Source organism: Acinetobacter sp. NS-4, from assembly GCF_037402435.1.
In the GTDB taxonomy this organism is placed as follows: domain Bacteria; phylum Pseudomonadota; class Gammaproteobacteria; order Pseudomonadales; family Moraxellaceae; genus Acinetobacter.
On sequence record NZ_JBBEUE010000016.1, the window covers coordinates 11596 to 36460 of the forward strand.

23 protein-coding genes and 2 pseudogenes are annotated in these 24865 nt (G+C 41.7%); 13 read left to right on the forward strand and 12 right to left on the reverse strand.

What is annotated here, in order from left to right; translation table 11 throughout:
* Positions 1 to 227: 227 nt before the first annotated feature.
* Genes WAE57_RS12195 through WAE57_RS12205 form a run of 3 tightly spaced genes read left to right on the forward strand, consistent with a single transcriptional unit; the run spans position 228 to position 4971 of the window.
* On the forward strand, positions 228 to 1571 hold the full coding sequence (locus tag WAE57_RS12195) for a MacA family efflux pump subunit (protein ID WP_337710811.1): 1344 nt from the start codon (positions 228 to 230) through the stop codon (positions 1569 to 1571).
* A 2-nt stretch (positions 1572 to 1573) separates the two neighbouring features.
* Positions 1574 to 3556 carry a MacB family efflux pump subunit gene (locus WAE57_RS12200; protein ID WP_337710812.1) on the forward strand — a complete coding sequence of 661 codons (1983 nt, stop codon included), beginning with the start codon at positions 1574 to 1576 and terminating at the stop codon, positions 3554 to 3556.
* A gap of 11 nt (positions 3557 to 3567) precedes the next feature.
* Entirely contained in the window at positions 3568 to 4971 is a 1404-nt protein-coding gene (locus WAE57_RS12205; protein WP_337710813.1) for an efflux transporter outer membrane subunit, read from the forward strand.
* Between the two features lie 100 nt (positions 4972 to 5071).
* Here the strand turns inward: WAE57_RS12205 and WAE57_RS12210 are convergent, their stop codons facing one another.
* The gene (locus tag WAE57_RS12210) at positions 5072 to 5593 is read right to left on the reverse strand and encodes a CHAP domain-containing protein (protein ID WP_086173965.1); all 522 of its coding nucleotides are present in this window, start codon (positions 5591 to 5593) and stop codon (positions 5072 to 5074) included.
* A 789-nt stretch (positions 5594 to 6382) separates the two neighbouring features.
* Entirely contained in the window at positions 6383 to 7234 is an 852-nt protein-coding gene (locus WAE57_RS12215) for a thymidylate synthase (RefSeq protein ID WP_337710814.1), read from the reverse strand.
* Positions 7235 to 7740: 506 nt separating this feature from the next.
* On the opposite strand from WAE57_RS12215, the pseudogene WAE57_RS12220 reads away from it, so the two are divergent.
* Positions 7741 to 8409: pseudogene (locus WAE57_RS12220) on the forward strand (VIT family protein).
* A gap of 156 nt (positions 8410 to 8565) precedes the next feature.
* On the opposite strand, the gene WAE57_RS12225 reads toward WAE57_RS12220, so the two are convergent.
* The 5 genes from WAE57_RS12225 to WAE57_RS12245 all read right to left on the reverse strand — a co-directional run bounded on the left by WAE57_RS12225 (position 8566) and on the right by WAE57_RS12245 (position 13199).
* Entirely contained in the window at positions 8566 to 9078 is a 513-nt protein-coding gene (locus WAE57_RS12225; protein ID WP_237787841.1) for a cytochrome b/b6 domain-containing protein, read from the reverse strand.
* A gap of 297 nt (positions 9079 to 9375) precedes the next feature.
* The gene (locus tag WAE57_RS12230; RefSeq protein ID WP_337710815.1) at positions 9376 to 11031 is read right to left on the reverse strand and encodes a glycosyltransferase family 39 protein; all 1656 of its coding nucleotides are present in this window, start codon (positions 11029 to 11031) and stop codon (positions 9376 to 9378) included.
* A gap of 11 nt (positions 11032 to 11042) precedes the next feature.
* Positions 11043 to 11429, reverse strand: coding sequence for a GtrA family protein (locus WAE57_RS12235; RefSeq protein WP_337710816.1), 387 nt, complete (start codon positions 11427 to 11429; stop codon positions 11043 to 11045).
* 11 nt (positions 11430 to 11440) lie between these two features.
* On the reverse strand, positions 11441 to 12409 hold the full coding sequence (locus tag WAE57_RS12240; RefSeq protein ID WP_337710817.1) for a glycosyltransferase family 2 protein: 969 nt from the start codon (positions 12407 to 12409) through the stop codon (positions 11441 to 11443).
* A complete protein-coding gene (locus WAE57_RS12245) occupies positions 12402 to 13199 on the reverse strand; it encodes a ChbG/HpnK family deacetylase (protein WP_337710818.1) in 798 nt (265 codons plus the stop codon). The genes WAE57_RS12240 and WAE57_RS12245 overlap by 8 nt, the downstream gene beginning before the upstream one ends.
* 591 nt (positions 13200 to 13790) lie before the next feature.
* Between WAE57_RS12245 and thyA the strand changes: the two are divergent.
* The 5 genes and pseudogenes from thyA to msrA all read left to right on the forward strand — a co-directional run.
* Positions 13791 to 14075: pseudogene (thyA, locus tag WAE57_RS12250) on the forward strand (thymidylate synthase); the annotation flags it as partial.
* 212 nt (positions 14076 to 14287) lie between these two features.
* Positions 14288 to 14800, forward strand: coding sequence for a dihydrofolate reductase (locus WAE57_RS12255; RefSeq protein WP_337710819.1), 513 nt, complete (start codon positions 14288 to 14290; stop codon positions 14798 to 14800).
* Between the two features lie 28 nt (positions 14801 to 14828).
* Positions 14829 to 15884 (forward strand): DUF4105 domain-containing protein, encoded by a 1056-nt coding sequence (locus tag WAE57_RS12260; RefSeq protein ID WP_337710820.1) that lies wholly within the window; start codon positions 14829 to 14831, stop codon positions 15882 to 15884.
* A gap of 108 nt (positions 15885 to 15992) precedes the next feature.
* Positions 15993 to 16454, forward strand: coding sequence for an META domain-containing protein (locus WAE57_RS12265; RefSeq protein WP_237787834.1), 462 nt, complete (start codon positions 15993 to 15995; stop codon positions 16452 to 16454).
* Between the two features lie 115 nt (positions 16455 to 16569).
* Positions 16570 to 17094: a peptide-methionine (S)-S-oxide reductase MsrA gene (gene msrA / locus WAE57_RS12270; protein ID WP_337710821.1), complete on the forward strand. Its 525-nt coding sequence runs from the start codon at positions 16570 to 16572 to the stop codon at positions 17092 to 17094.
* A gap of 72 nt (positions 17095 to 17166) precedes the next feature.
* Here the strand turns inward: msrA and WAE57_RS12275 are convergent, their stop codons facing one another.
* The 5 genes from WAE57_RS12275 to WAE57_RS12295 form a co-directional block, all read right to left on the reverse strand.
* Positions 17167 to 17571, reverse strand: coding sequence for a biopolymer transporter ExbD (locus WAE57_RS12275; protein WP_086173977.1), 405 nt, complete (start codon positions 17569 to 17571; stop codon positions 17167 to 17169).
* Positions 17571 to 18191 carry a MotA/TolQ/ExbB proton channel family protein gene (locus WAE57_RS12280; protein WP_237787833.1) on the reverse strand — a complete coding sequence of 207 codons (621 nt, stop codon included), beginning with the start codon at positions 18189 to 18191 and terminating at the stop codon, positions 17571 to 17573. The genes WAE57_RS12275 and WAE57_RS12280 overlap by 1 nt, the downstream gene beginning before the upstream one ends.
* Before the next feature lie 20 nt (positions 18192 to 18211).
* Positions 18212 to 19006, reverse strand: a complete 795-nt coding sequence (locus tag WAE57_RS12285; protein WP_337710822.1) for a TonB family protein — start codon at positions 19004 to 19006, stop codon at positions 18212 to 18214.
* 211 nt (positions 19007 to 19217) lie between these two features.
* Complete coding sequence (gene purU, locus WAE57_RS12290) at positions 19218 to 20084, reverse strand: formyltetrahydrofolate deformylase (RefSeq protein ID WP_337710823.1); 867 nt, start codon at positions 20082 to 20084, stop codon at positions 19218 to 19220.
* A 78-nt stretch (positions 20085 to 20162) separates the two neighbouring features.
* Positions 20163 to 20864, reverse strand: coding sequence for a TetR/AcrR family transcriptional regulator (locus WAE57_RS12295; RefSeq protein ID WP_237787830.1), 702 nt, complete (start codon positions 20862 to 20864; stop codon positions 20163 to 20165).
* 116 nt (positions 20865 to 20980) lie between these two features.
* Between WAE57_RS12295 and WAE57_RS12300 the strand changes: the two genes are divergently transcribed.
* The 4 genes from WAE57_RS12300 to WAE57_RS12315 all read left to right on the forward strand — a co-directional run bounded on the left by WAE57_RS12300 (position 20981) and on the right by WAE57_RS12315 (position 24864).
* Complete coding sequence (locus WAE57_RS12300; protein ID WP_237787829.1) at positions 20981 to 22429, forward strand: coniferyl aldehyde dehydrogenase; 1449 nt, start codon at positions 20981 to 20983, stop codon at positions 22427 to 22429.
* A 162-nt stretch (positions 22430 to 22591) separates the two neighbouring features.
* Positions 22592 to 22828 (forward strand): 50S ribosomal protein L28, encoded by a 237-nt coding sequence (rpmB, locus tag WAE57_RS12305; RefSeq protein WP_000048256.1) that lies wholly within the window; start codon positions 22592 to 22594, stop codon positions 22826 to 22828.
* A 12-nt stretch (positions 22829 to 22840) separates the two neighbouring features.
* A complete protein-coding gene (gene rpmG / locus WAE57_RS12310; protein ID WP_001205031.1) occupies positions 22841 to 22996 on the forward strand; it encodes a 50S ribosomal protein L33 in 156 nt (51 codons plus the stop codon).
* A gap of 149 nt (positions 22997 to 23145) precedes the next feature.
* Positions 23146 to 24864 carry a cation:proton antiporter gene (locus WAE57_RS12315; protein ID WP_337710824.1) on the forward strand — a complete coding sequence of 573 codons (1719 nt, stop codon included), beginning with the start codon at positions 23146 to 23148 and terminating at the stop codon, positions 24862 to 24864.
* The last annotated feature ends 1 nt before the right edge of the window (position 24865 follow it).

Sequence of the window (24865 nt, forward strand, 5' to 3'; positions counted from 1 at the left end):
GGAAAATCACCTTTCAGAAAACTGATTGAATTGAAATTTAATCCAGTGCCCATCATTTAAAAATCACTCTCTAAAAAGCTGCTTCAACATTAACCTATAATATCTTTAGTGACTTTTCCAAGAGATCTCCAAAAAGAAAATAATTCTCATTTCTTTTTAAAAAGTTCACGTTTTATCCTTATTTAACTTTTATAATTGGTCTAATTTTCCTCATTTATCAGCTCACTATGCCAAAAATAAAACCGTCCAAAATAGTTGTTGCGGTGGTCTGTATTCTTGCTATTGCAGTCACAGCCTGGTTGTTTCTGAAACCGAAAGAGCAAGCACCGCAATACATCAGCAGTGAAGTCAGCCGCGGTGACATTGAAGATTCGGTGCTTGCAACTGGTGTACTTGAAGCGACCAAAATGGTCAGCGTCGGTGCACAGGTATCTGGACAGGTCAAAAAGATGTATGTGAAATTGGGCGACCAAGTGAAACAAGGTCAACTGATTGCCCGAATTGATTCGATTCGTCAGGAAAATGGCCTGAAAACGGCTGAAGCGAGCATTAAAAACCAGCAGGCTCAACTGGCAGTCAAACAAGCCAACTTAGCAAAAGTTCAAGCTGAATATCAACGTCAGCAAGCCATGTATGCCCAAGATGCGACATCACGTGCTGAACTCGAGTCCGCATTGGCGAGCTACAAAACAGCACAAGCTGACATTTTGGCGATTAATGCGCAAATTGAACAATCTCGTTTAACCTTGGCCACAGCAAAAGAAGATTTGGGCTATACCCAGATTGTTGCACCTATGGATGGCACTATTGTGGCGATTGTGACCGAGGAAGGTCAAACCGTAAACGCCAACCAAAGCGCACCGACCATTGTCAAACTGGCCAAACTCGACAACATGACGATTAAAGCTGAAATTTCGGAAGCTGATGTGATGAAAGTTGAAGAAGGTCAAACCGTGTATTTCACCACCTTGGGCAATAGCGACAAAAAACATTATGCCAAACTACGCCAGGTAGAACCGGCACCGAACTCTATCAATACAGAAAGCAATAACTCATCCACTTCGTCTTCAAACACGGCTGTGTATTACAACGCCCTGTTTGATGTACCCAATGAAGATGGCAAACTGCGTATTGATATGACTGCGCAAGTATATATAGTCTTGGCTGAAGCAAAAAATGTATTAACTGTACCTGCAGCAGCTTTGCAAAGTTCAAACCGCCCTCAAGGCAAACGTGCTGATCGTAATGCAGACCAAGCAAAACAACAAAAGCCAGCCGATACCGATCAAGCCAAAACTGAACGCCCTAAACGCCTGGAACTTTCTGCAGAAGAAAAATCACTGATTGAACAAGGCAAAGCATCTATGTCGATGGTGCGCGTGGTTCAGGCCGATGGTTCTGCAAAACCGCAGCCGGTACTGGTGGGTTTGAATAACCGTGTTACCGCCCAAGTCATCAAAGGCTTGAAACAAGGTGAGAAAGTAGTGATTGCAGATGCTTCCGATACCTCAAATGATGCTGCCAAACGCAGTAACCGTGTAGGTGGTGGTGCAGGTCCAGTGAGAATGTAATCATGAGTCAAGATCAACAACCTTTGCTCAAGGTCACAGATCTGACTCGTGAATTCCCCGCTGGGGAAAGCACCATTCAGATTTTAAAGGGCATTAATCTTGAGATTTACCCGGGAGAACTGGTGGCCATTGTCGGGCAGTCCGGTTCGGGAAAATCCACCCTGATGAATATTTTGGGATGTCTGGATCAACCAACCTCAGGGAGCTATCAGGTTAAAGGACGTGAAACCCGCAAATTAGAAGCAGATGAACTGGCACAACTGCGCCGTGAATACTTTGGTTTCATTTTCCAGCGCTATCATTTATTGGGTGATTTAACTGCGGCAGGTAACGTTGAAGTTCCGGCCATTTATGCCGGGGTAGATACTTCCGCCCGTCAACAACGCTCGACCCAACTGCTTACAGATCTGGGATTGGCTGAAAAAACCCAAAACCGTCCCAGTCAGTTGTCCGGTGGTCAGCAACAGCGTGTTTCGATTGCCCGTGCCTTGATGAACGGTGGCGATGTGATCCTAGCCGATGAACCGACCGGTGCATTGGATAAAAATAGTGGTATTGAGGTGATGCGTATTTTACGTGAGCTGAATGCCAAAGGTCATACCATTATTCTCGTGACCCACGATCACAACGTTGCAAAAAATGCTTCGCGTATTATCGAAATTAGTGACGGCAACATTATTTCAGATAAACCGAATGTGCCTGAAGTTGCCACAGATGAAGTTTTAGAAAAACAAAATTTACAACACAGTGTACAGAAAAAAACGCCGTCCTGGCGCTCGGCTGCAGACCGGTTAGGTGAAGCCTTCCATATGGCCTTGCTGGCCATGAATGCACACCGTATGCGCACCTTCCTGACCATGCTCGGGATTATTATCGGGATTGCTTCGGTGGTTTCTGTGGTGGCACTGGGCAATGGTTCACAAAAGCAGATTCTGGAAAATATCAGCAGTCTTGGAACCAACACCATTACCGTTTATCAAGGCCGTGGCTTTGGTGATAATTCCAAAACGGCACAGGTAAAAACTCTGGTTCCTGCGGATGCCGATGCACTCGCTGAGCAACCCTATGTTGATGGGGTCAGCCCTTCTGTCACCAATAACATTACTGCACGTTTTAAAGATACCGAAGCCTCTGCTACAGTGAATGGCGTCAGTGAAGACTTCTTCTATGTCAAAGGCATGAACTTTCAGTCTGGACAGCCTTTTGACAAAGAAGGCGTGACTGAACGTACCCAAGATGTGGTGATTGACAACAATACCCAAAAAACATTCTTTAGCGATGGCACCAATCCTGTGGGTCAGGTCATTCTGCTCGGTAGTGTTCCCAGTCGTATCATTGGCGTGATTGAAGCACAAAAATCGATGATGGGTAATTCTGACAGCCTGAATGTTTACCTACCCTACTCGACCGTGATGAGCCGCATGTTGGGTCAGGCCAATGTACGCAGCATCATCGTGCGTATCAAAGATGAATACCCGAGTGCAGCAGCTGAAAATGCCATTCTGAATTTGCTGGTACAACGCCACGGCGCACAGGATGTGTTTACCCAAAATGCCGACAGTATTCGTGAGACCATCCAGCAAACCACACAAACCATGACCTTACTGGTTTCTGCAATTGCGGTGATTTCATTGATTGTTGGGGGTATCGGGGTGATGAATATCATGCTGGTATCGGTGACTGAACGTACTCAGGAAATTGGGGTGCGTATGGCCGTCGGTGCCCGTCAAAGTGACATCTTGCAACAGTTCCTGATTGAGGCGGTACTGGTCTGTATTTTAGGGGGCATCTTGGGGGTGCTTTTATCCTTAGGTATTGGGCAGCTGATTAGCCATTTTGCAGGAGGTACCTTCCAGATGGCCTATTCAACCACTTCCATTGTGGCTGCCTTTGTATGTTCAAGCATGATCGGGATTATCTTCGGTTTTATCCCTGCCCGTAATGCAGCACAGCTTAACCCTGTGGATGCACTTTCTCGCGAATAAGGATAGATAAAATGCAAATCAATTTTACCCAACTTGCCACTGCCCTGATGCTGAGTGGATCACTGGTCGGTTGTGCTGCGGTGGTGAAAACCCCGTATGAACAGCCTGCCGTGAATATTCCAGGCAGTTTCCATAACAGCAAAGCCATGAGTCAGCAAGTGCATGCCGATGTCTATGCTGATCAATGGTGGACATTGTTTGGCGATGCGCAGCTAAATCAATTGGTCAATCAGGTTTTAACCAGCAATACCGATTTGGCGGTTGCCGGGATTAACTTGCAGCAGGCACGTTTACAGGCTGGTTTGGCAAAAAACCAGCAAGGCCCACGGGTCAGTTCCAGCGTTTCGGCAGGACATAGTATTGACCTGAATTCTGGTGATGATGCTTCACGCGGTCTGTCTGTAAGTGGTGGCGTAAGCTATGAACTGGACTTGTTCGGGAAACTGGCTCGACAAACTGAAGCCAGCAGATGGGAAGCCTTAGCCACCGAACAGGACTTGCAAGCTACTGCACAAAGTCTGATTGCCACTACGGCAAATTTATATTGGCAGTTGGGTTATCTGAATGAACGTTATCAAATTGCCCAGCAAAACCTGGCGAGTACGCAAAAAACCTTTGAGTTGGTTCGTACCCAATACCGTGCCGGTGCAGTTTCCGGTCTGGACTTAACTTCAGCTGAACAGTCGGTGCAAAGCCAAAGAGCGACCTTAAGCCAGATAGAACAGCAAAAAGTAGAAACCAGAACGGCTTTAGCTGTTTTGATGCAGCAACCGGTGCAACAACTCAATATTACTGAGCCGCAGCGTTTACCGCGTATTGCCTTACCGGCAATTTCAGCCGGCTTACCGGCAGACCTGTTGTCACGTCGTCCAGACTTGCAAGCCAGTGAACTACGTTTACGCAAGGCACTTGCCAATAAAGATGCCACCAAAGCCAGTTATTACCCTTCGATTAATTTGACCGGAAACCTGGGTTCTTCCAGCACATCGTTAACCAACCTGTTGCAAAACCCAGTTTTAACCCTAGGTACAAATCTCAGCCTGCCGTTCTTGCAATATAACGACATGAAAAAAGATTTGGCGATTAGTGACCTGGATTATGAAAAAGCGATTATCCAGTATCGTCAAAGTCTTTATCAGGCCTTTGCCGATGTTGAAAATGCACTATCGGCCCGTACCGAGTTAAACAAACAGGTGGCTTTGCAAGAACGCAATATGCAGCTTGCCGAGAAAACTGAACGTTTGACTGAAGTACGCTACCGTAACGGTGCCATCGCCCTGAAAAATCTGCTCGATGCTCAGGAAACCACACGTAATGCACGTTTGTCTTTGGTTCAAACCAAACAGAGCCAATACAATGCTTATGTCACCTTGATGCAGTCTTTAGGCGGTAGCCCAATCAAGCCATTGCCTTAAGTTAAAAGTGAAATAAAAAAAGATGCCCAAGTGGCATCTTTTTTTATCAGAAAAATTCCTGCTGAACTTTTCTGTTTGGCTATTTTTAACTTTTTAAAAGTTAAAAACTCGGGCGGTAATATTTATAGGTCAGGCCTTTTTCATTATAAACATCATAACTTCTTTGCTTAAAGTCAGATACCCATTGCTTGCCGTTAAATCCTGCAATATGTCCATACATATGTTTGCCGGTTCGATCAATAATATAAATATCACCTTCTTTCGGGGCATCGAACTTAGGATTAATTTGTCGATAACCAATGTTCATCAACGTATTTCCCCAGTCTGCCGCCGCGACGGGATGACTTTGAAATCTTGCACCGGCTGATTCCAAAGCAAGCCTGATACTTTTGGCACACTTTTTTGAACTGCTATTGGAAGAAACGCCCTGCAAGAAATCAGTAAATTTATTAATATCAATTCGCTGTCCACTTTTGGCAAGCATATTATTTTTTTGTGTTGCTTCGACAGTCTGAAATTCTTTAGATTTTTTAGAATTTCTACCCGATTGGGAACGAATTATGATGTTTGCCTGAACAGGAGCATGTACTTCACTCATGTTTACATTATGATCATAAGCCATTCTTTACCAAACACTCCTAAGCCTTCAACGACCGGCTTTTCATTCATTTCGACGGCAAGATAGTAACTCCTAAAATGTGATTTTTCATCTAATAAATGTAATCAAATATGAACAGCCCCCTTAAAATCGAGTTAAATGATTAATTTTTGTTAACTTTTATAAATACAGAAATCTATAAATTTAATTTATGCTCACTTAATCAGCAATATACTGTCTTGGGGTTTAGCGTCTTTCATCCATACATTGATATGCTTGAAGGGAGCAAATGAAAAAATAAAACATACGCTACATTTTCAATGCTTTGTTAAAATACGTTGAATTCAATTCAGCATCAGCAATACATTTGGAACATTTTATAGCGATTGCGACACAGCATTTGTGATGCATGCTCAGAAAGACTGGACATAAACATTTCACTTTTTTTTATTCTGATAATTTTTAAACCCTGCTGATTCAACAGAAGCTTGATCCTTAATAACAAACTCAAAACGAGGTTATCGACTGGTTTAATCAATACCAAGATATGAAGCGTTTTTTTCAGCATTCAGATAAGCGATTTCAAAAAATGAGAAAATCGCGAGATTATTATAAGACGTTATATGAAACAGACCAAAAGTCGCTTTTTGACGCTAACCAGGAGATCGAACGGTTAAAAAAATTATTGGAACAAAGGGGTATTAGTTCAGATCAGCTTAGACATTAAGTTAAAAAATAAGAAAGTGTTCCATTTTGATGAAAGTTTCGAATCCTCATTAAAAAGAAACTCCCTTCTTATTCGAAAATATTTATTTATACTGAAAATGGATAAGCAATTGCTTCATGATACTGATAACCTTCAACTTCAAAGTCATCTAATGTCACCCATGTTTCAATATCTTCAAGACTCTTAATATTAGGATTGATATGAAGTTTCGGTGCAGGATACGGTTCACGTTTTAATTGTACATCGCGCATGAGTTCTAATTGATCTTCATAAATATGTGCATTTACGATCTTATGATAAGCCTTTCCAGCCTTATGTCCGGTAATTTGAGCCATTAGAGCTAGCAAAGTAAAAACTTGAATTTGATTAAAATTTTGACCTAATGGCACATCACATGAACGCTGCGATGAAGTTAAGTAAAGCGTATCCCCCACCAAAGAAAACGTGTGGGTATGCATACAAGGGCGTAAACATCCCATGTGAAACTCGCCTGGATTGTAGAATGTTAGAATTTCACCTCGGTCATCAATACCATTACGCAAATCATCATAGATTTTACGAAGCTGATCGAATTCTTCTCCTGCCGAGTTATGCCAATGACGTCCTTGTACACCATATACTCGGCCCATATCATCTTCACCTTTACGATGAGGATTAGCTAACCAGGCTTCATTATCGTTGGCATTGGCATTCCAGGTATTACAGCCAATAGCGCGAAACTGAGCTGCATTATCATACCCACGTAGATACCCTAACAACTCTGCAATAGCTGCTTTCCAATAACTTTTTCGGGTAGTCACTAAAGGAAATTCATTAGCTCCTACGTTATATTCCAAATCAGCATTAATAACGGTTAAACAACGCTTTCCAGTTCGTTCATTTTCAACCCATACGCCTTCATCAACTATGCGTTGACACAAATCTAGATATTGTTTCATTCAACCACCTTAATTGCACTAACTCAAAACTGATCTGGCAGTTACCCTTTTTAGAGTGCCTACCAAGTTAATTTGAGCTAAATTTTTTCCCATCAGGCAATTTTTCTAGTGATGTGTGGCCACAACACATTTTTTCCCTGATGAGGTCATTCAGTATTATAGAGTTTAAGAGCTTTATTTCACAAATCTATTGATAAGGCTTATTCAGTATACGGGGAGCAGTCCAAGCGTGTATCCCTGCTGTATCAACAAACAATCGCTGAAGCATTAAAGACAAAGGCCTATGCTAATCGAGGTTATGATAAAAGCCTTTTATTTCTTACATGTACTCGTGCTGTAGGGCGCTGAGCTATTAACTATTTTCCCTCTTGTTAAACACGATTTTTGAAATGAGCCAATAACAATCTCTACAAATGCTAATCTAAGAAATAAATTTATTATAATCATCCTGATAACAAAAAAGGATATACCTTGTGCGCCATTCTTAGCATCTTGAAAAACATTACATCGAACGTGCGGGATGGTTGCGTGCAGCTGTGCTGGGGGCAAATGACGGGATTATTTCAGTCACCAGTCTCGTGGTGGGAATCGCGGCCAGTGGAGCATCTACCCATACCCTACTGGTGACCTGTGTCGCCGGATTGATCTCTGGAGCTGCATCGATGGCTGCGGGTGAATATATTTCGGTTAAATCTCTGCAAGACATTGAAAAGAATGATCTGCAGATGGAATAACGTGAACTGCAACGCCATCCTGAACATGAATTAAATGAGCTAAAAAATATTTACATACAGCGTGGATTACAACCCGCTTTAGCGCAAGAAGTCGCGTAGCAACTGACTATACACAATGCTTTAGATACCCATGCGCGTGATGAAATTGGTATTTCAGATCGTACTTCTGCCCAGCCCTTTCGTGCTGCATTCTCTTCAGCCACTGCATTTACAATCAGTTCACTCTTTCCTTTAATTTCCATTATGCTGCTGCCGGAGCAATACTTAAAGAAAGGCGTCATGCTGATTGGGGTATTAAGTCTCGGAATTATGGGTGCCTTGGCCAGTTATGCTGGCGGTGCAAGTATTTGGAGAGGTTCGATTCGGGTGATGATTTGGGGAATTATCGCCATGTTATTCAGTGCTTGGATCGGATCATTATTTAATGTTGCGGTGGCATAAGATACCTTTTTTATATGATCCAAATATTCCCACTTCTATGAGGAGTATAGATAATAAGTCTATAGTAATATTTGACCTGTCTGACATGCTTTATATCGATAAAGCATGTTGTTCTGGGTGAACAATATGCCTATTTTTTATAGTTATAGATCTAAATCATTTCATTTTTTTAAAAAGCATACTTTTTAATACATTATCTTTGAAAATAAAATGGTGGATTAATGCAGCACAAGCATGTAAACCTACGACTGTAATAAAGAAGTTACCTAAAAATTGATGTATCTGACCAATATATTTAACCTCTCTAACACTGCTCAAAAGTGGCAAATTAAAAGATAAAACTTTGAAATTATCAGTAAAACTCGATAATGCAAGCCAGCCCGCTATTGGAACGACACATAAACTTAAGTAAAGCGTAAATCTGACAATTTTAAATAATTTTATTTGATACGAATTAATGATCTCATTTTGAGGAATATTTCTTTTATAGAGAAAAACAAAACTCAATCTCACGAAAAATAGAATAAATATTGAAATTCCGCCTATAACATGAATCTGGCCCTGCAAGCCTGTTCTTGTTGGATCTCCACTCGTCAAATATACAATTACAACTAAAACAAAGGTAATCCAGTGCATTATTATCATAGGTTTAGGATAATTATTGTTCATATTTTTTCCTGAATTTTAAATATTTAAATAAAACTGAACCGATGAAAAAAGAATAGATAAAATTTGTCTAGTAAAGTAATGGTAGCCCAAGTTGGCTGCATATCATCTCCCAAATTGAAGATCTTTTGTAATTTCAACATACCTCATTTCTAGCCTATAAAGGGTACTGCTATAGTCTTAAAAAGACATTGCCAAACGCTTAGAAATTTTGGGCACGAAGATTTATTTTTAATAGGCAGCTCATAAATGTTATTTCAGACATTGGATCGAGGAAAGCCTGCAAATGCAGGCTTGGTCTTATTTTTGTACTAGACCGATATTATTAAAAAAATACACATCATAATTGCGATAATGTAAAACTTGAACATTCGCATAATGAGGGTTAAAGGAGTTGCTGCGAGCCAGCACGACAAGGGCTTCTCCAGATTTGATTTTTTGATCCAGGATGGAATCGGACCACAGGTATTGCCTACGTTCGGGTTCAAAAATCAGGCCATCCTTGAGTTGTTCTGAACTACTGTCCTGGCTGGCATTCTCCCAGTCATCCACCAAATAAACAGGTTTTTGTAGATTGAGAAGGAATGGAACATCATAAAAATAGTTGTGATAAAACACAATTGGCATATTTGCCGTAATATTTTTCTGGAAAGAAACCTGATTAGCATTATTTTGAACATCAAGAATTCTGACCCCAAGACTCACGCTCATACAGAGCATTATTGCCATACTGAACATGAGCGAAAAATAGGAAATTCGCTGTTTGAGATAATAAAAAATGAGCAGAATACTGAATATAAGAATTCCAGTTCCCAAACTATAGAGTGCGGTAATATTGACATAGAGTAGATTTTTCGGCCTTGCGGTAAAAGGTAAGCTAATAAAAGCTACACCTACAACAAGAACCAAAACAGGCGTTGCCCAGGTTTGAAAACGGTTTATTTTGTTACTGGTCAGGACTCGATCCACCATGATGGCGATGAACACCGCCAAGGGAGGCGTTGCTGGCAGAATATAACCTGCAAGTTTTGATGGAGGAATTGAAAAAAAGGTCGTCACAGAAACAAACCAGATCAGCATTAAGGTTAAAATACTTGGACCGAGTGATTGGCTGAAATCCTGTTTTGAGAATTTAAATTGTGAAACAAAGAACCAGGGTAAAAAGCTGATCAACAAGCAGAATAAATAAAATGGCCAAGGCAGCTTGTTATTAAACTGATCCGAGCTAAAGCGGCTGAATTGCTGGTCGATGAAAAAATACTGCAAAAAGGCCGGGTATTTTAAATGCATCAGATAAACCCAAGGCAGCGCAATCACACAGAAAATAATTAAACCGATGGGGTTAAGCAGAGAAGGAATTTTTTTCCATTGTTTGCTTGCGAGAACCCAGAGCAGAATAACCATTCCCGGAATTAAAATACCAATCAGTCCTTTGGTTAAAAAACCTAAAGCACACGCCACATATCCCATCCACAGAACTGACTTTTCTCCTGAAAGAGTAAAGTCGGCAAAACATAGAATAGTGATGCTGATCCAGCAAGCAAGCAACAGATCATGATTAACATACTGGCTGCTGCCGAAAAAAAGCAGGCTGGTAGCCAAGATCACTACACTAAGTTGGGCAATCCGTTCATTACAGTGTTTTTTTAGAAACCAGAACAAGCCAACGAGCATCATGATCCCGGCCAGTGTAGGTACAAGGCGGAGTACCCAGACATGTACTCCAAAAATTTCCATCAACACACTGCTGATCCAGTGCAACAATGGTGGTTTATGCATAAAAGGCAGACCATTAAGACGAGGCACTAACCAGTCACCAGATTGCAGCATAGCCCGGCTGATATCACCATAACGGCCTTCATCCGGAAGGGAAAAATAACGAATGCCGGCACAAGCGATCAACCAGATGCTGATGCACCACAGCATTAATTTTGATGAACGGAAAAGTGGCTTCATAGCGGAATTCCCTAAGGTTTAAATGCAAAGATCCGGTTAAGAAAAAAAGTAAATAAGGCAGTAACGATAATTGTGATAATCAGTAAAATTGAAATCGGATAAGGCGTGAAATGATGCAACGCGATGAGCATCGTTTCATTAAAAACAAAGCCAGTAACTGCCACAATAATAAATTTTGGCAGCGTCTGGCGGTGTGAAATCTGGACGACATTAAAGGTAAAGATGCGGTGGCCAAAATAACTCACCCAGAATGCGCTCAAAAAACCCAATAAGTTCGCCACTGCAATGTTCATCTGTTGATGAATAAGCAGCATTGCCAAGGCATAATGGGTCAAAGCGGCCAGTAAACCAATGATTCCAAAACGCAGAAATTGAAAAAATAAGTGGGTGGATAACATAACTTAAGGCTTTATGATTTTGATTCTGTTTCAGGCACAGCCTGTCTGTTTTTTGAATGTTCAGCAGCAATAATATATTTGGGTCGGGCTTTGACCTCTGAATAAATTCGGCTGATGTATTCCCCTAAAATACCAATAAAAATCAGTTGGATTGCCCCCAAAAAGGCTAAACCAGCGGCTAGCGTTGCCCAACCAGGTACTTTGGCTCCCTCGAATAGGGTTTGTACTGTAATCCAGCAGCCATAGCTAAAAGAGAAAATACCCAGAAGGATGCCTAAATAAATGCAGATCCTTAACGGTAAGTCAGAAAAGGCCGTTAAACCTGAAATGGCAAGATTGAGCAGAGATTTAAAATTGAAACTCGACCGACCGCATTGGCGTTCTTTTTCGGTAAACAAAATGCCGATACTTTTAAAACCCACCCAGGCATAAAGGCCTTTCATATACAAATTACGTTCAGGCAAGTCACGGATGGCATGCACTACCTTGGCATCGAGCAATCTAAAATCACCAGCATTTTCCGGGATATTTAATGTAGAGCTGGCATTGAGAATTTTGTAGTAAATATGGGTGAATAATTTTTTTAGCCAGGACTCGGTTTCCCGGTTACGGATGCCATAAACCATCTCATAACCTTCTTTCCATAAGCTCAACATGGTCGGGATCACATTGATCGGATGCTGGAAATCGGCATCAATCAAGAGTGCCAGATCAGCATCAACATGATCTAGACCAGCATATAAAGCAGCTTCTTTACCGAAGTTACGGGAAAACTCTAGCACACGTAAAGGATAGTCTTTCTGCAGGCCTTGTAATACTTCAATAGTGCTATCTTTACTACCATCATCTATAACAATGATTTCAAAGCAAATATTTTCTTGTTTAAGCATTTTAGATAATGCTGGAATAAAATTTTTCAGGTTTTCTGCTTCATTGTGAGCAGGAACAACGCAGCATAAAAAAGGATTAAAATTAGACATTATATCCACCAATACGACCAAGTTTTATATTGTTGTTAGTACAGTCGTGAAAAAATTGTTCTGAAGTTAAATAATTATATTCTTGTATGCGTGCATTATAAATCGAATCCGGAGTATCTGGAATTCCAATAGACGGATGACACATAATCAGTAACTGATGTTCAGCGTGACTGAACCATTGCTGGCATAGATTTGGATAATGGGTAATGGAAAAATCATAGATACCGGCGAACTGTTCATTTTGGGCAAAATTTGCTTCTTGGCATAATCGTGTTAAACGCTTTGCTCCTAACATTTGCAACAACTGACTTTTGAATTGATAGGGGGCAATATTGACTGTGTGACTCAGACTACGAATCCAGCCTTTAAACCGCTGCTCTTTTAAGAAGTCAATCAGGATTTCTCGTATGACCGGAAACTGATGGACATGCTGATGGCCATCAACAAAGTGTGGTTGCTGTCCTAGGACTTCAACAAAATGATCCCATTGCTGCTGAATGCTTTTTCGGATTAATGTTTTGTCGAGCTGATGGGACCATGCACGCAGCATGAGTTGCGCAAGCGGATAACTAAAGGTTTGAGCATCAAAGACATGAGTCAAATTTAAATGTAAGCCAATATCAATCGTTGTCGCATATTGTTTTAATTTTAATGCCTCATTTGCCCACAAAGGTGATTGTGTCATGCAGGAGGCTGCCTGTAAGGAACCCCGTTCAATTAACTGGAAAATTGCCTGATCAATTTGGGGATTCATAGCAAAATCATCAGCACAAAAGCAGACTGTAGGCATAAATAATGACTTCTAGGTTAGATTGTCCGAATCAAAAGAGAGGGGTTTTATCTAATTTCTTATTGGATGATTATTAAGGAATAAACTTAATTAGAGCTTAAGTGAATTAGTCTCAACTTGATATGACATTGAGGTTAAAAAAGAGAAAGTTCCCTATTGTGATAAAAGGTCATATCTCAATCAAATAAAGGTAACTTTTTAATGTTACCTATTCATAATCAAATCATTAGCATATTCAATTTAGCTGAATAACTTTTAGATGTTTCTAAATCCTATAAAGTCATGAGTGTATTTCAGGATACTTTTTCCCTTATTAGAAACCGGTTGCATCTAGTAAGGTCGTGTACTCTGGAAAGAACTTAGGATTCTATTTATAGAACTACAGGATTGGTTAAGTGTGTTAGATATATCTATAATAAGCTTCTTAGAAAGCAACCGGCTGTGTGTAGATTGTAGGTATAATTTAGTTTAGGCTCTTTTTAACAATGTTTTGGATAGACTAATTGTGCAAAATAAAAAATGCACATTTAGCATACGGTATTAATTGCCTATTTATCCAAGCATAATGTGTAGAAACTTGGGGGTATAAGGTTTCTAGGCGTTCCATTTAATATTGCCAGCTACGCGCTGCTCACGCATATGATTGCGCAAGTCTGCGGTTTAGGTGTGGGCGATTTTGTCTGGGCTAGAGGTGATACATATTTGTATGCTAACCACTTTGAACAGGCCAAATTGCAGCTCAGCCGTGAGCCGATGGTACTTTGCCAATTAAAGCTAAATCCTGAAATCCAAGACATCTTCGATTTTAAATTTGAATATATTAAAATTGTTGGTTACGAATCACATCCTGCAATTAAGGCACCAGTTGCGGTTTAATTTTCCTTTTTAGAGTTCCCTCTCCTCTTAGGAGAGGAGAAACACTGTTTCACAAGGGGAGAGATTAGTACCCTCCTCCTAACCTCCTCCCTGAGCCATATATGGCGCAAGAGAAGGAATTAAAAATCAAAACTTTTAAATCCCTCTTCCCTCCTTTACTAAAGGGGAAAATTGTAGAAAGGATTTTGGGATTATTCACAAGGATTAAATAAATGACCTTCCAGAATTTAGAAATTGTGCATGTTGTAGCCATGGATCAGCAACGCTGCATTGGTAAAGATAATGACTTGCCGTGGCATATTTCTGCTGACCTTAAGCACTTTAAAGAAATTACCCAAGGCGGTGTGGTGGTCATGGGACGTAAGACCTTAGAGTCTATGGGTCGCACTTTGCCGAAACGTGTTAACTGGGTCATTACCCGGGACAATGACTGGTCATTTGAAGGCGCTAAAGTTGCCCACTCGATTGAAGATGCTTTATCTCAAGCAGTAGCCGATGTCAAAGCCTCAGAAAAACCTGATGCGATCTTTGTGATTGGTGGTGGAGAAATCTTTAAGCAGACCATGGATATTGCAGACTGCTTAGAACTCACCCACGTTGAACTGAATGTTCAAGGTGATGCCTACTACCCGGAAATTCCGGCTGAATTTAAAAAGGTCGCTTCAGAACAACATATTGACGACAAAACTGGGATTGCTTTTGAGTTCGCAACTTACCGAAAATAAAGGCAATAATTATAGATAACAGTCAAATATGCATAATATTGGAACAAGAGAATTCCTTCTTGCTTTGGGCATGGTGCTATTCCATACCGTGTTCAGTCTTTTCGTTATTATGTCCTCTATTTGGCTGTGTCTGGCCTTGTGGTTTCAGGAACCGCTTGGCTGGTTAATGACCCGCGTATTGATTGGAATCTGGATTGCCTTTGCTTTGAGCATTCTCGGCATCTATATCAGCCAGCATTGGTTTAACCGTCAAACTGATGTCCTGATCTATGTTGTGTTTTTTCTCATCGGCTTATTCTGGTATTTTGCTCTGGAAGCCAGGCAGGATCGTGACTGGAATCCTGAAGTTGCCCAAGTGCTGACTTATCAGCAGCATGGCGATCAAGTGACCTTACACAACGTGCGTCATTTTAACTGGCATGCTGATGGCAGTTATGATGAGCGCTGGGAAACTCGGCATTTTGATTTAAACCAGATCACCGGTGTCAATATCATTACTTCATATTGGATGGGGCCACGGATTGCCCATACCCTAGTCAGCTTTGATTTTGCCAATAGCAAACCCCTGACCTTTTCGATTGAAATTCGTAAACAAAAAAATGAAGAATTTTCCACCTATGGCGGTTTTTTTAGAAAATACGAACTCAGCCTGATTGCGGCAGATGAAAAGGACCTGATCTATACCCGCAGCAATATTCGTGGCGAACACGTCTATTTCTTCCCGGTGAATATGACGAAAAGCGAAATACGTGCCCTGTTTGAAGAATATCTGCGTAAAGCCAATGAATTAAACCACCAGCCGAAATGGTATAACAGCCTGACCAGTAATTGTACCACGCTGGTGTTTGACATGATCCGGGCGATATCTAAAAGACCTTTACCCACAGATTACCGCCTGCTGGCTTCAGGCTATTTACCCAATTATCTTTATGACTTGAACGCCATTTCACATGACTTAAGCATGAAACAGTCGTACGACATTGCTTATATCAACCCGCGCGTGAGCCATTTGAAACATCTTTCCAGTAGCCAGTATTCGACCCTGATTCGTCAGGGCGTACCCAAACCAATACCGGACAAATGAGCTGAATTTAAAAAAGTAAAAATAGATAAAACATAGATTTAACCCTAGTGAAAAGACTGTTTTTTTGTTTATATAGACCATAGATTAAATCAAGAATGAGAATCCAATATGTTAAAAAAATTCTTTGCTGTAGGCATACTGGGCGCTGCAATTGCTTTGACAGCTTGTCAAACCACACCAAATGCCGCTTCTAATATTGAGGCGGCGAACTTGGTGCAACTACAAAATCGTACCTGGATTGTCACCTATATTGGCAATACTGAAATCAAGACAGTAGCAACCGCCCGTAATATTCCAAGCTTACAATTTGATGCAGCAAGCAAACGGATCAGTGGTATCGATGGTTGTAACCGTATTATGGGCAGCTATGAAGCGGGTCGAGATACCCTGGTACTCAGTCAAATAGCAGGCACCAAAATGGCCTGTCTGGACAATAACAACCTGTCTGAACAATTTAATGCAGCTTTGGCAAAAGTCGCCAACTATCAGGTTTTTGGCAAAACCCTTAAACTGCTTGATCGTCACGGCAATGTAGTACTGCAATTTACCAGTCCGGTACAACCACGTTAAATCGTTCAAATAAAAGCCTGAAAGCTCAGGCTTTTGTGTTTAAAATGTTTAAATACATTTTAGCTTCATAGAAAGCCCCTATATTAAAAACAATAAACAAATACAGGATAAAGTTATGCAACAGGCCTTATTGGGTGGTGGATGCTTCTGGTGTGTCGAAGCCATATTTTTACAGCTAAAAGGGGTGGAAAAAGTGGTCAGCGGTTACGCCGGCGGCCATACAGAACACCCAAGTTATGATGATATTTGTCGTGGCGACACCCACCATGCAGAAGTCATTTTGATTGATTATGACGAAACCCAAATCAGCTTTGCCCAACTTTTGGATGTGTTTTTTGCCACGCATGATCCAACCACACTCAACCGTCAAGGTAATGATATTGGCACCCAATACCGTTCCGTGATTTATTATTTTAACAATGAGCAACAACAGCAGGCAGAGCAAGCGATTGAGCATTTAAAAGCTGAAGGCCTGAATATTGTGACTGAACTCAGCCCTGCACCGAAGTTCTACCCGGCGGAAGAATATCATCAAAATTTCTTTGCCCGAAATCCTGCACAAGGCTACTGTAACTTCGCCATTCCACCGAAATTAATGAAATTACGCAGCAAGTTCCAAGACTTGCTTAAATCTGAATAAATGCTCTTTTCAGCTGCGATCAAACATAAAAAAAGCGACCCTCAAGGTCGCTTTTTTAAGACTAGACACAAATTAGTTATCACTCATAAAGGCAATATCACTGAGCCCGGCTTCGCTCGCACGTGACATCACTTGTGCAACGGTGTCATAGCGTGATTCTTTATCTGCACGAAGTTGAACGGTTGGTTTACGTTCCGCCTGCCCTGCTTCATTAAAACGGGTTTGCAGTTCTTCAAGGCTAATCACCTGATCATTCCAGGCCACTTCACCCTTGGCATTAATACTGATGGTGATGGCCTTCGGTGGCGGTTCGGTAATTTCCGCCGTGGTTTTTGGCAAGGTTAATGGAATTGATGGGTTAGCAACGGTTGCTGTCACCAGGAAGATGATCATCAATACCAACATAATATCGATCAGTGGAATGAGGTTCATCTCATTCATACCTACATCGTTGTCTTCGCCCAATTGAAAGCCCATTAAGCTTGACCTCCAACCAAATTATTTGTTGTTGCTTTAGATGCTACCTGAGCTGAACTGTCTTGTTGCAACATGGTATCAATCAACAAACTGTGTGCCTGGTCTTGTAGCTCATGTGACAAACCACGGTTCACACGGGTACAAATGTTATAAGCCAATACTGCAGGAATCGCTACCGCCAAACCCAGACCGGTCATAATCAAGGCTTCACCTACTGGTGTTGCTACTTGAGCCAAGCCTGCCTGACCGCTCTTACCTACCGCAACCAGCGCGTGAAAAATACCCCAAACCGTACCAAACAAACCCACAAAAGGTGCCAGTGAAGCAATAGTACCCAGCACTGCCACGCCTTTTTCTGCATGGGCTTTTTCAGCTGAAATTTGACGCAACAAAGCCTGTTCTGCTACGGCTTTACGTTGCTCAAAATTTAAAGGCGCAAATTTTGCTTTTAACTTGCTTAAGGCCTGAGAAAGTTGAGCATAAGCCTGTTGCTTCAGTTGGCGAGTCCCCATTACACGTAAGACGAAAATGGTCCATGTCGCAATCGACATTGCCAATAACACGAAATACAGTGTTTTACTCACTGCATCAGCATGTTGCCAATAAACTGAAAAGTTCATACTCGAACTCCTAATAAATGTTAGCCGCGTGGATTCAAGGTCAATTTTAATGGCAGGTTAGCCTTGATTGGATAAGCCACGCCATTTTCTTTGTACGGTTTGAATTTGGAACTACGCACTGAGCGTAAAATCTTTTCATCTAAAGCAGGAACACCCGTCGAACTTACCATGCGCGCCGAGGTAATCACCCCTTTTTCATTCGCTTCAATATAAACCATGGCAGTACGCGTTTGACCTTCCAAATCGCTGTTGCTATAGGACGGCTTCGGCGAACGGCTCCATTCCACGCCTGAACCAATCACAACATTTTTCGGAGCTGGCGGTGCAGGTGGCGATGGTGGTGCGACTGGCGCCGGCGGTGTAACCGGTACGGGTGGTGGAGTTACCGGTGCAGGTTTCACCACTCTGGTTTCAGAAACTGTTGTTGTTACTGTAGGTTTAGGCGGTGCTTCAACCGGTTTGATCACCGGTTTTGCTGTTTCTGCCTTTTTAACCTGTTGAACCTTTTCTACCTTTTTCGGCGGTGGCGGAAGCTGTTTTTCGACAATTTTAACTTCCTTCACCGGCTTCGGCTTCGGCTGCTCTTTTTTAGGTTCAGCTTTCGGCTTAGGTAGAATAGGTTTAGGTGGTTGTTGAATTTTAACGAAGCGGACTTTTAAGGGTTCTTTTTCAATCGGCTTCAATTCTGGTGTTTTTATTTGTCCGACCGCCCACAACACACCCATGTGACCGACCACAACAGCAATAAGCGCCGTAATAATTTTCTTTTTCATCGGATTGGGAGTTTGCATATTTAGAGCGGAAGATTGACTCATTAAAATCAGTTACCTAATTTAAGCGATTGTTGATCAATTAAGACTTAAGCAATCAGGCTCATCGGTTAGTACAATTAAAAGCACGCCAATAATAAATGAGAAGTGTTTTCATTTGCAACTATTAAAATGCCAGTTTTGATGAGTTTTTTGAATCAAAAACAAAAAAGGCATGCCTAAAACATGCCTTTTAAATTGATAGTTATAACAATACTTATTGGAAAACAACGGTTTTATTGCCATCGACAATAATACGATCTTCAAGATGCCATCTTACTGCACGAGCCAAAACATTTCGCTCCACATCTTGTCCGAGTTCACGCAACTGCTCTACGGTAAAATCGTGATTGACACGTTCTACATCCTGTTCAATGATCGGGCCCTGATCGAGGTCAGCAGTCACATAATGTGCTGTTGCACCAATCAGTTTCACCCCTTTGTCATAGGCCTGTTTATAGGGATTGGCACCGACAAAGGCTGGCAAGAATGAATGGTGGATATTGATGATTTTCATTTCCCACTTTTGCACGAATTCTTCGTCCAAAATCTGCATATAACGCGCAAGAATCAGTAAATCGTTGCCCTGCATGATTTCATCAATTTTGGCATAAGCTTCACGTTTATTTTCTTTATTCACCGGCACCACTTCAAATGGAATACCAAAGTTTTCTACCGCTTCACGCAAGGTGTCATGGTTTGAAACCACTTTGGTAATTTCACATGGTAAACCGCCACGCGCATGACGCCATAACAGCTCAAGCAAGGCATGATCCACTTTAGAAACCAGAATCCCGACTTTTTTCACATCACTGACCAGTGCCAAACGCCAGTGCATGTTATAGCGTTCTGCTACATTGGTGGCAAAAGTCTGAGTTAAACTTTCTTTACGACTTTGCAAATTTTCCAGTTCAAATTCAACACGCATGAAATAACGTCCGCCCTGAGCTTCAGTCGCGTATTGATCAAGTGCGGTAATATTTGCTCCCTGATGATACAAAAAGCTCGAAACAGCTTGCACGATACCTGGTTTATCTTCACAAGTAATCAGTAAACGTGCCGTGTTAGCAGTGGACATATTCATGTTGGTTAATATCACTAATCAGTTAAATTGAAAAACAAGCCGAGTATTCTAACGCTTTTTTTAGGCTTTCTAAATAGGCTAGCCTGCATCATGTTTTTTACTGGACGATAAACTTTCAAAAAGCTCTGAAGGGCCGAGCGTTTCAAGTAAATGTTCATAGGTTTGACGGCTTTCACCACGCAGGTAAGCCCCTTCCAGAAATACCATTTGACGCAATGCCTGCCACACCCATTTTTCTTCCAGATGGTTCGAATCGGTAATATGACCCGACATGTACAGGAAGTTGGTCCAGTTGGTCAAAACAATCCACAAGTTAATAATCAGGGCTTCAATTTCTGAATCTGTCATTTCCATTAAGCCCGCATTCACGAAAGCTTTATAGATTTTTTGCCCCTGCTGCATCACCTGTCCGGCAAAGCGTGGATACATTTTCCTGAAATCTTCATTATTTTCAACTAGATGATAAACATCACGATGCAAAAAGCGATAGGCCCAAAGCTGGCTACTCAGCACCTGAAAATAGCGAATTTTATCATTGGCATCGAGCGCACGATCATCAGGCAGAGCCAGCATCTCCAAAGTTTCGCTTTGGTACTGCTCCATCAACTCTTTGATAATTTCGTTTTTATTGCGAAAATGGTAATACAAATTACCCGGACTCATATTTAGTTCAGCTGCAATATGATTGGTTGTTACTGAACGCTCACCGCGCTCATTAAATAACTGTAAGCTGAGTTGCAAAATACGTTCTTTGGTTTTCACCGTTTTGGAGTGAGACATCCTAAAGTAACCATTCATTCAATAGGTTAGCGAGCTAACACATAAAGTAACTTGACTATTTAGAGCTTTTACTCTAAAAATTAAATTAATCGCTTTTTATTTAATGGTAGCAGGTCATGAACAGTCAGACAAAAACAACTTCAATGACACCACATTCGTTTAATATTCAGCACTTACACGACGTGCTAGCACAGCAAAAGCATGCCTATCTACGTTATCCCTTACCATCGGCAAAAGAACGGATTGATCGTTTAGCACGTCTAAAGCGTATCTTAGTTAAATATCAAGATCAATTTGCCGAAGCAATTAATCAAGACTATGGTAACCGTTCTATTAGCGAAACCAAAATCGGTGAATTACTCACCTGTCTTGAACAGATTAAGTATTATAGCAAGCATTTGACCAATTGGATGAAACCATCGAAACGTCATGTTGGAATTATCCATCAGCCGGCAAAAGCCTGGGTTCAATATCAACCCTTGGGTGTAGTCGGTATTATTGCCCCATGGAACTATCCTTTATTGTTGTCGGTTGGTCCATTAATTTGTGCAATTGCGGCCGGCAACCATGCCATGATCAAGATCTCCAGTGCTTCCAGCCATTTTGGCCGTGCGCTGGAAAAAGCATTAGGCGAAGCATTTCCAACTGAACTTGTGGCTGTTATCAATGGGGGCGGCCCAGTTTCCGATGCGTTTAGCCATTTGGCCTTCGATAAAATTATTTTTACCGGTTCAACCGAAATTGGTAAAACGGTCATGGCAGCAGCTTCAGAAAACTTGGTGCCGGTAATTTTAGAGCTGGGTGGCAAATCACCGGTACTAGTTCATCCTTCTATTGATTTAGAAGATGTGGCACAGCGTCTGGCTGCGGGTAAACTCTGGAATTCAGGTCAGACCTGTGTGGCTCCTGACTATATGTTTCTGCCTAAAGGAAGAACTGCCGAATTTATTGACCATTTTAAAGCCTGCGTAGAAGAAATGTATCCAAGTATTCAATATAATCAGGATTACACTTCCATTATTAATGACAAACAATACAACCGCCTGCAAGGTTATCTGGAAGATGCACGCACGCAAGGCGCTAAAATTATTGAGTTAAATCCGGCACATGAAGATTTAAGCAAAGTTCGGAAAATTGCACCGACTCTAGTGACTGGCGTTACGACTGAAATGCGCATTATGAAGGAAGAGATCTTTGGCCCAATCCTTCCTATTCTAGAATATGATCAAATTGACGATGTTATTGACTTTATTAATAGCCGTCCTCGTCCTCTTGCATTATACTATTTCGACTTTGATCAAGCTCGTGCCGACTATGTCGCACAGCATACTCATTCAGGGCATTTCGGGCAGAATATGGTGTTGACCCATGTAGCACAGGATGACTTACCTTTTGGTGGAGTCGGTGCTTCAGGAATGGGCAAATATCATGGTCCAGAAGGTTTCTTCAGTTTGTCGCATGAACGGTCAGTGATGTCTAATCCAAAGCTGTATAGCTTAAAATTCATTCTCCCACCGTTTAATAAGCCGATTCACAAACTAATTTCGAAGACCCTTCTTCGATAACTGATCAAGGCATGATCTATCACACCTGATCATGCCACGTTTTTCTTAAATTCGCTTGTCTTTTAAGCGTATTTTTGGTATAAAACGCCCCTTGAATGATTTCATCCGTTTACTTTTAATGACTAGCCGCACAATCGGTGCTGTCTAGCAATGGAGTTCACCATGTCTAAGGTTTGCCAAGTTACCGGCAAGCGTCCAGTCGTTGGCAACAACGTCTCGCACGCCAATAACAAAACCAAACGCCGGTTCGAGCCGAACCTGCATCACCACCGTTTCTGGTTAGAAAGCGAAAAACGTTTCGTACGTCTTCGTTTAACCACAAAAGGTATGCGTATTATCGACAAATTGGGCATTGAAAAGGTTGTTGCTGATCTTCGTGCTCAAGGTCAAAAGATCTAAGGAGTCAGTACAATGCGTGATAAAATTCGTCTAGTTTCTTCAGCTGGTACAGGTTATTTCTATACTACGACTAAGAACAAACGTACTATGCCGGAAAAAATGGAAATCAAAAAATTTGATCCAAAAATCCGTCAACACGTAATCTTCAAAGAAGCTAAAATTAAATAATTTTGACTTCTTAAAAAAAGCGGCCCTCTGGGTCGTTTTTTTTGCATTTTTTTTATTCGGCTTGTTACACTTCTAGGCATTCTTTTTTGGCATTTTTTGTGCTTATTCTTTTTTACCCTTAACTTTGGCTCAAGCTTAAGGAGTTTTTAGTGCCTCATGACGTAGATCTCATCATATTATTAGCCGTTGGCTTTGGACTGGCGCTTATTTTTGGCTATATTGCTGCACGTATTCGTCTTCCTCCCCTGATTGGCTATTTAGTTGCGGGTATTGTGATTAGCCCGAATACACCAGGTATTGTGGGCGATATTCACCTTGCCAACCAGCTGGCTGAACTTGGGGTCATGTTCCTGATGTTTGGTGTCGGGATGCACTTTTCCCTAAGCGACCTGATGCAGGTACGGCGTATTGCCTTACCAGGTGCAGTGCTGCAAATTGCAGTAGCCTCCTTACTGGGCATAGGCGTTTCCATGATATGGGGCTGGAACTTTGGCTCGGCACTGGTTTTTGGTCTAAGCCTGTCCTGTGCCAGTACGGTGGTCCTACTTAAAGCCTTGGGAGACCGAGGTCTGATCAATTCTGTGAATGGTAAAATTGCCGTAGGCTGGTTATTGGTTGAAGATCTAGTCATGGTACTAGCCTTGGTACTGCTTCCTGCTACAGCCGTTTTACTGGGGGGAACAGCAATTGCCGGCTCAGACCCCAATGCCAATATCTGGATGACTTTAGCTGTCACGTTATTAAAAGTGGCGGGCTTTATTGCCTTTATGCTGATTGTTGGCAAACGTCTGGTGCCATGGATTATGCAGGTCGTGGCACGCTTGGGATCACGTGAGCTGTTTACCCTAACCGTAGTGGCAGCTGCAGTCTCCATTGCCTTTGGTGCCTATAAAATATTTGGGGTTTCCATGGCACTGGGGGCATTCTTTGCCGGGATGGTGGTGAAAGAATCCGATTTCAGCCACCGAGCAGAAGAAGAAACCTTACCTTTACGTGAAATTTTCTCCATCTTATTCTTTGTGTCAGTGGGAATGCTTTTTGATCCGATGATTTTAGTGCAGCAACCCTGGCATGTGCTTGCCGTGGTGGCCATTATCATGATTGGCAAGACCATTGCCGCGATGGCATTGGTGCTGTTCTTCCGTTATCCAATTAATACCGCTTTAACAGTCGGTGCAAGCCTTGCACAAATTGGTGAGTTTTCCTTTATTTTGGCAACCTTAGGAGTTTCACTACATCTATTGTCTTTAGAGGGACAAAACCTGATTTTAGCCGGTGCACTCATCTCGATTACGCTCAATTCATTCATCTTCTCTGCCATTGAACCGGTACAAAACTGGATTCGTGAACGCTCGCATTTGGCGCGCCTGCTTGAACGTAGTGGTGACCCGCTGTCCATGTTGCCCGATGAGGTTTCTCAAGAGTACTTACGTGACCAAGTGGTGATTGTCGGTCATGGTGAAGTCGGTCGTCGCATTACCAAAGCTTTAATGAAGCAAGATATTAAAGTGGTGATTGCCGAAGAAAATCGTGAGATCGTTGAAAGTTTACGTGCCAAAGGCATTGCGGCGGTATCGGGACATGCGACCGAAGCCGGTGTACTCATTCAGGCGCATATACAACATGCGCGCCTTCTGGTGCTTTCTCCAATGGATATTTTGGATATTCATAAAATTGTCGACATTGCCAAAACATTGAATTCACAGATTCAGGTGTTGGTTTGTGCCGAAAGCAAGGAGGAAGCTGAAGTGATTCGTCGTGAAAATATTGGTGAAGTTTATTTTGCCAAAGAAGAAATGGCGAAAAATATGACCAATCATATTTTAAATCAAATCCAGCTGGCTCATCATCAGGCGCCCACCCACTAAC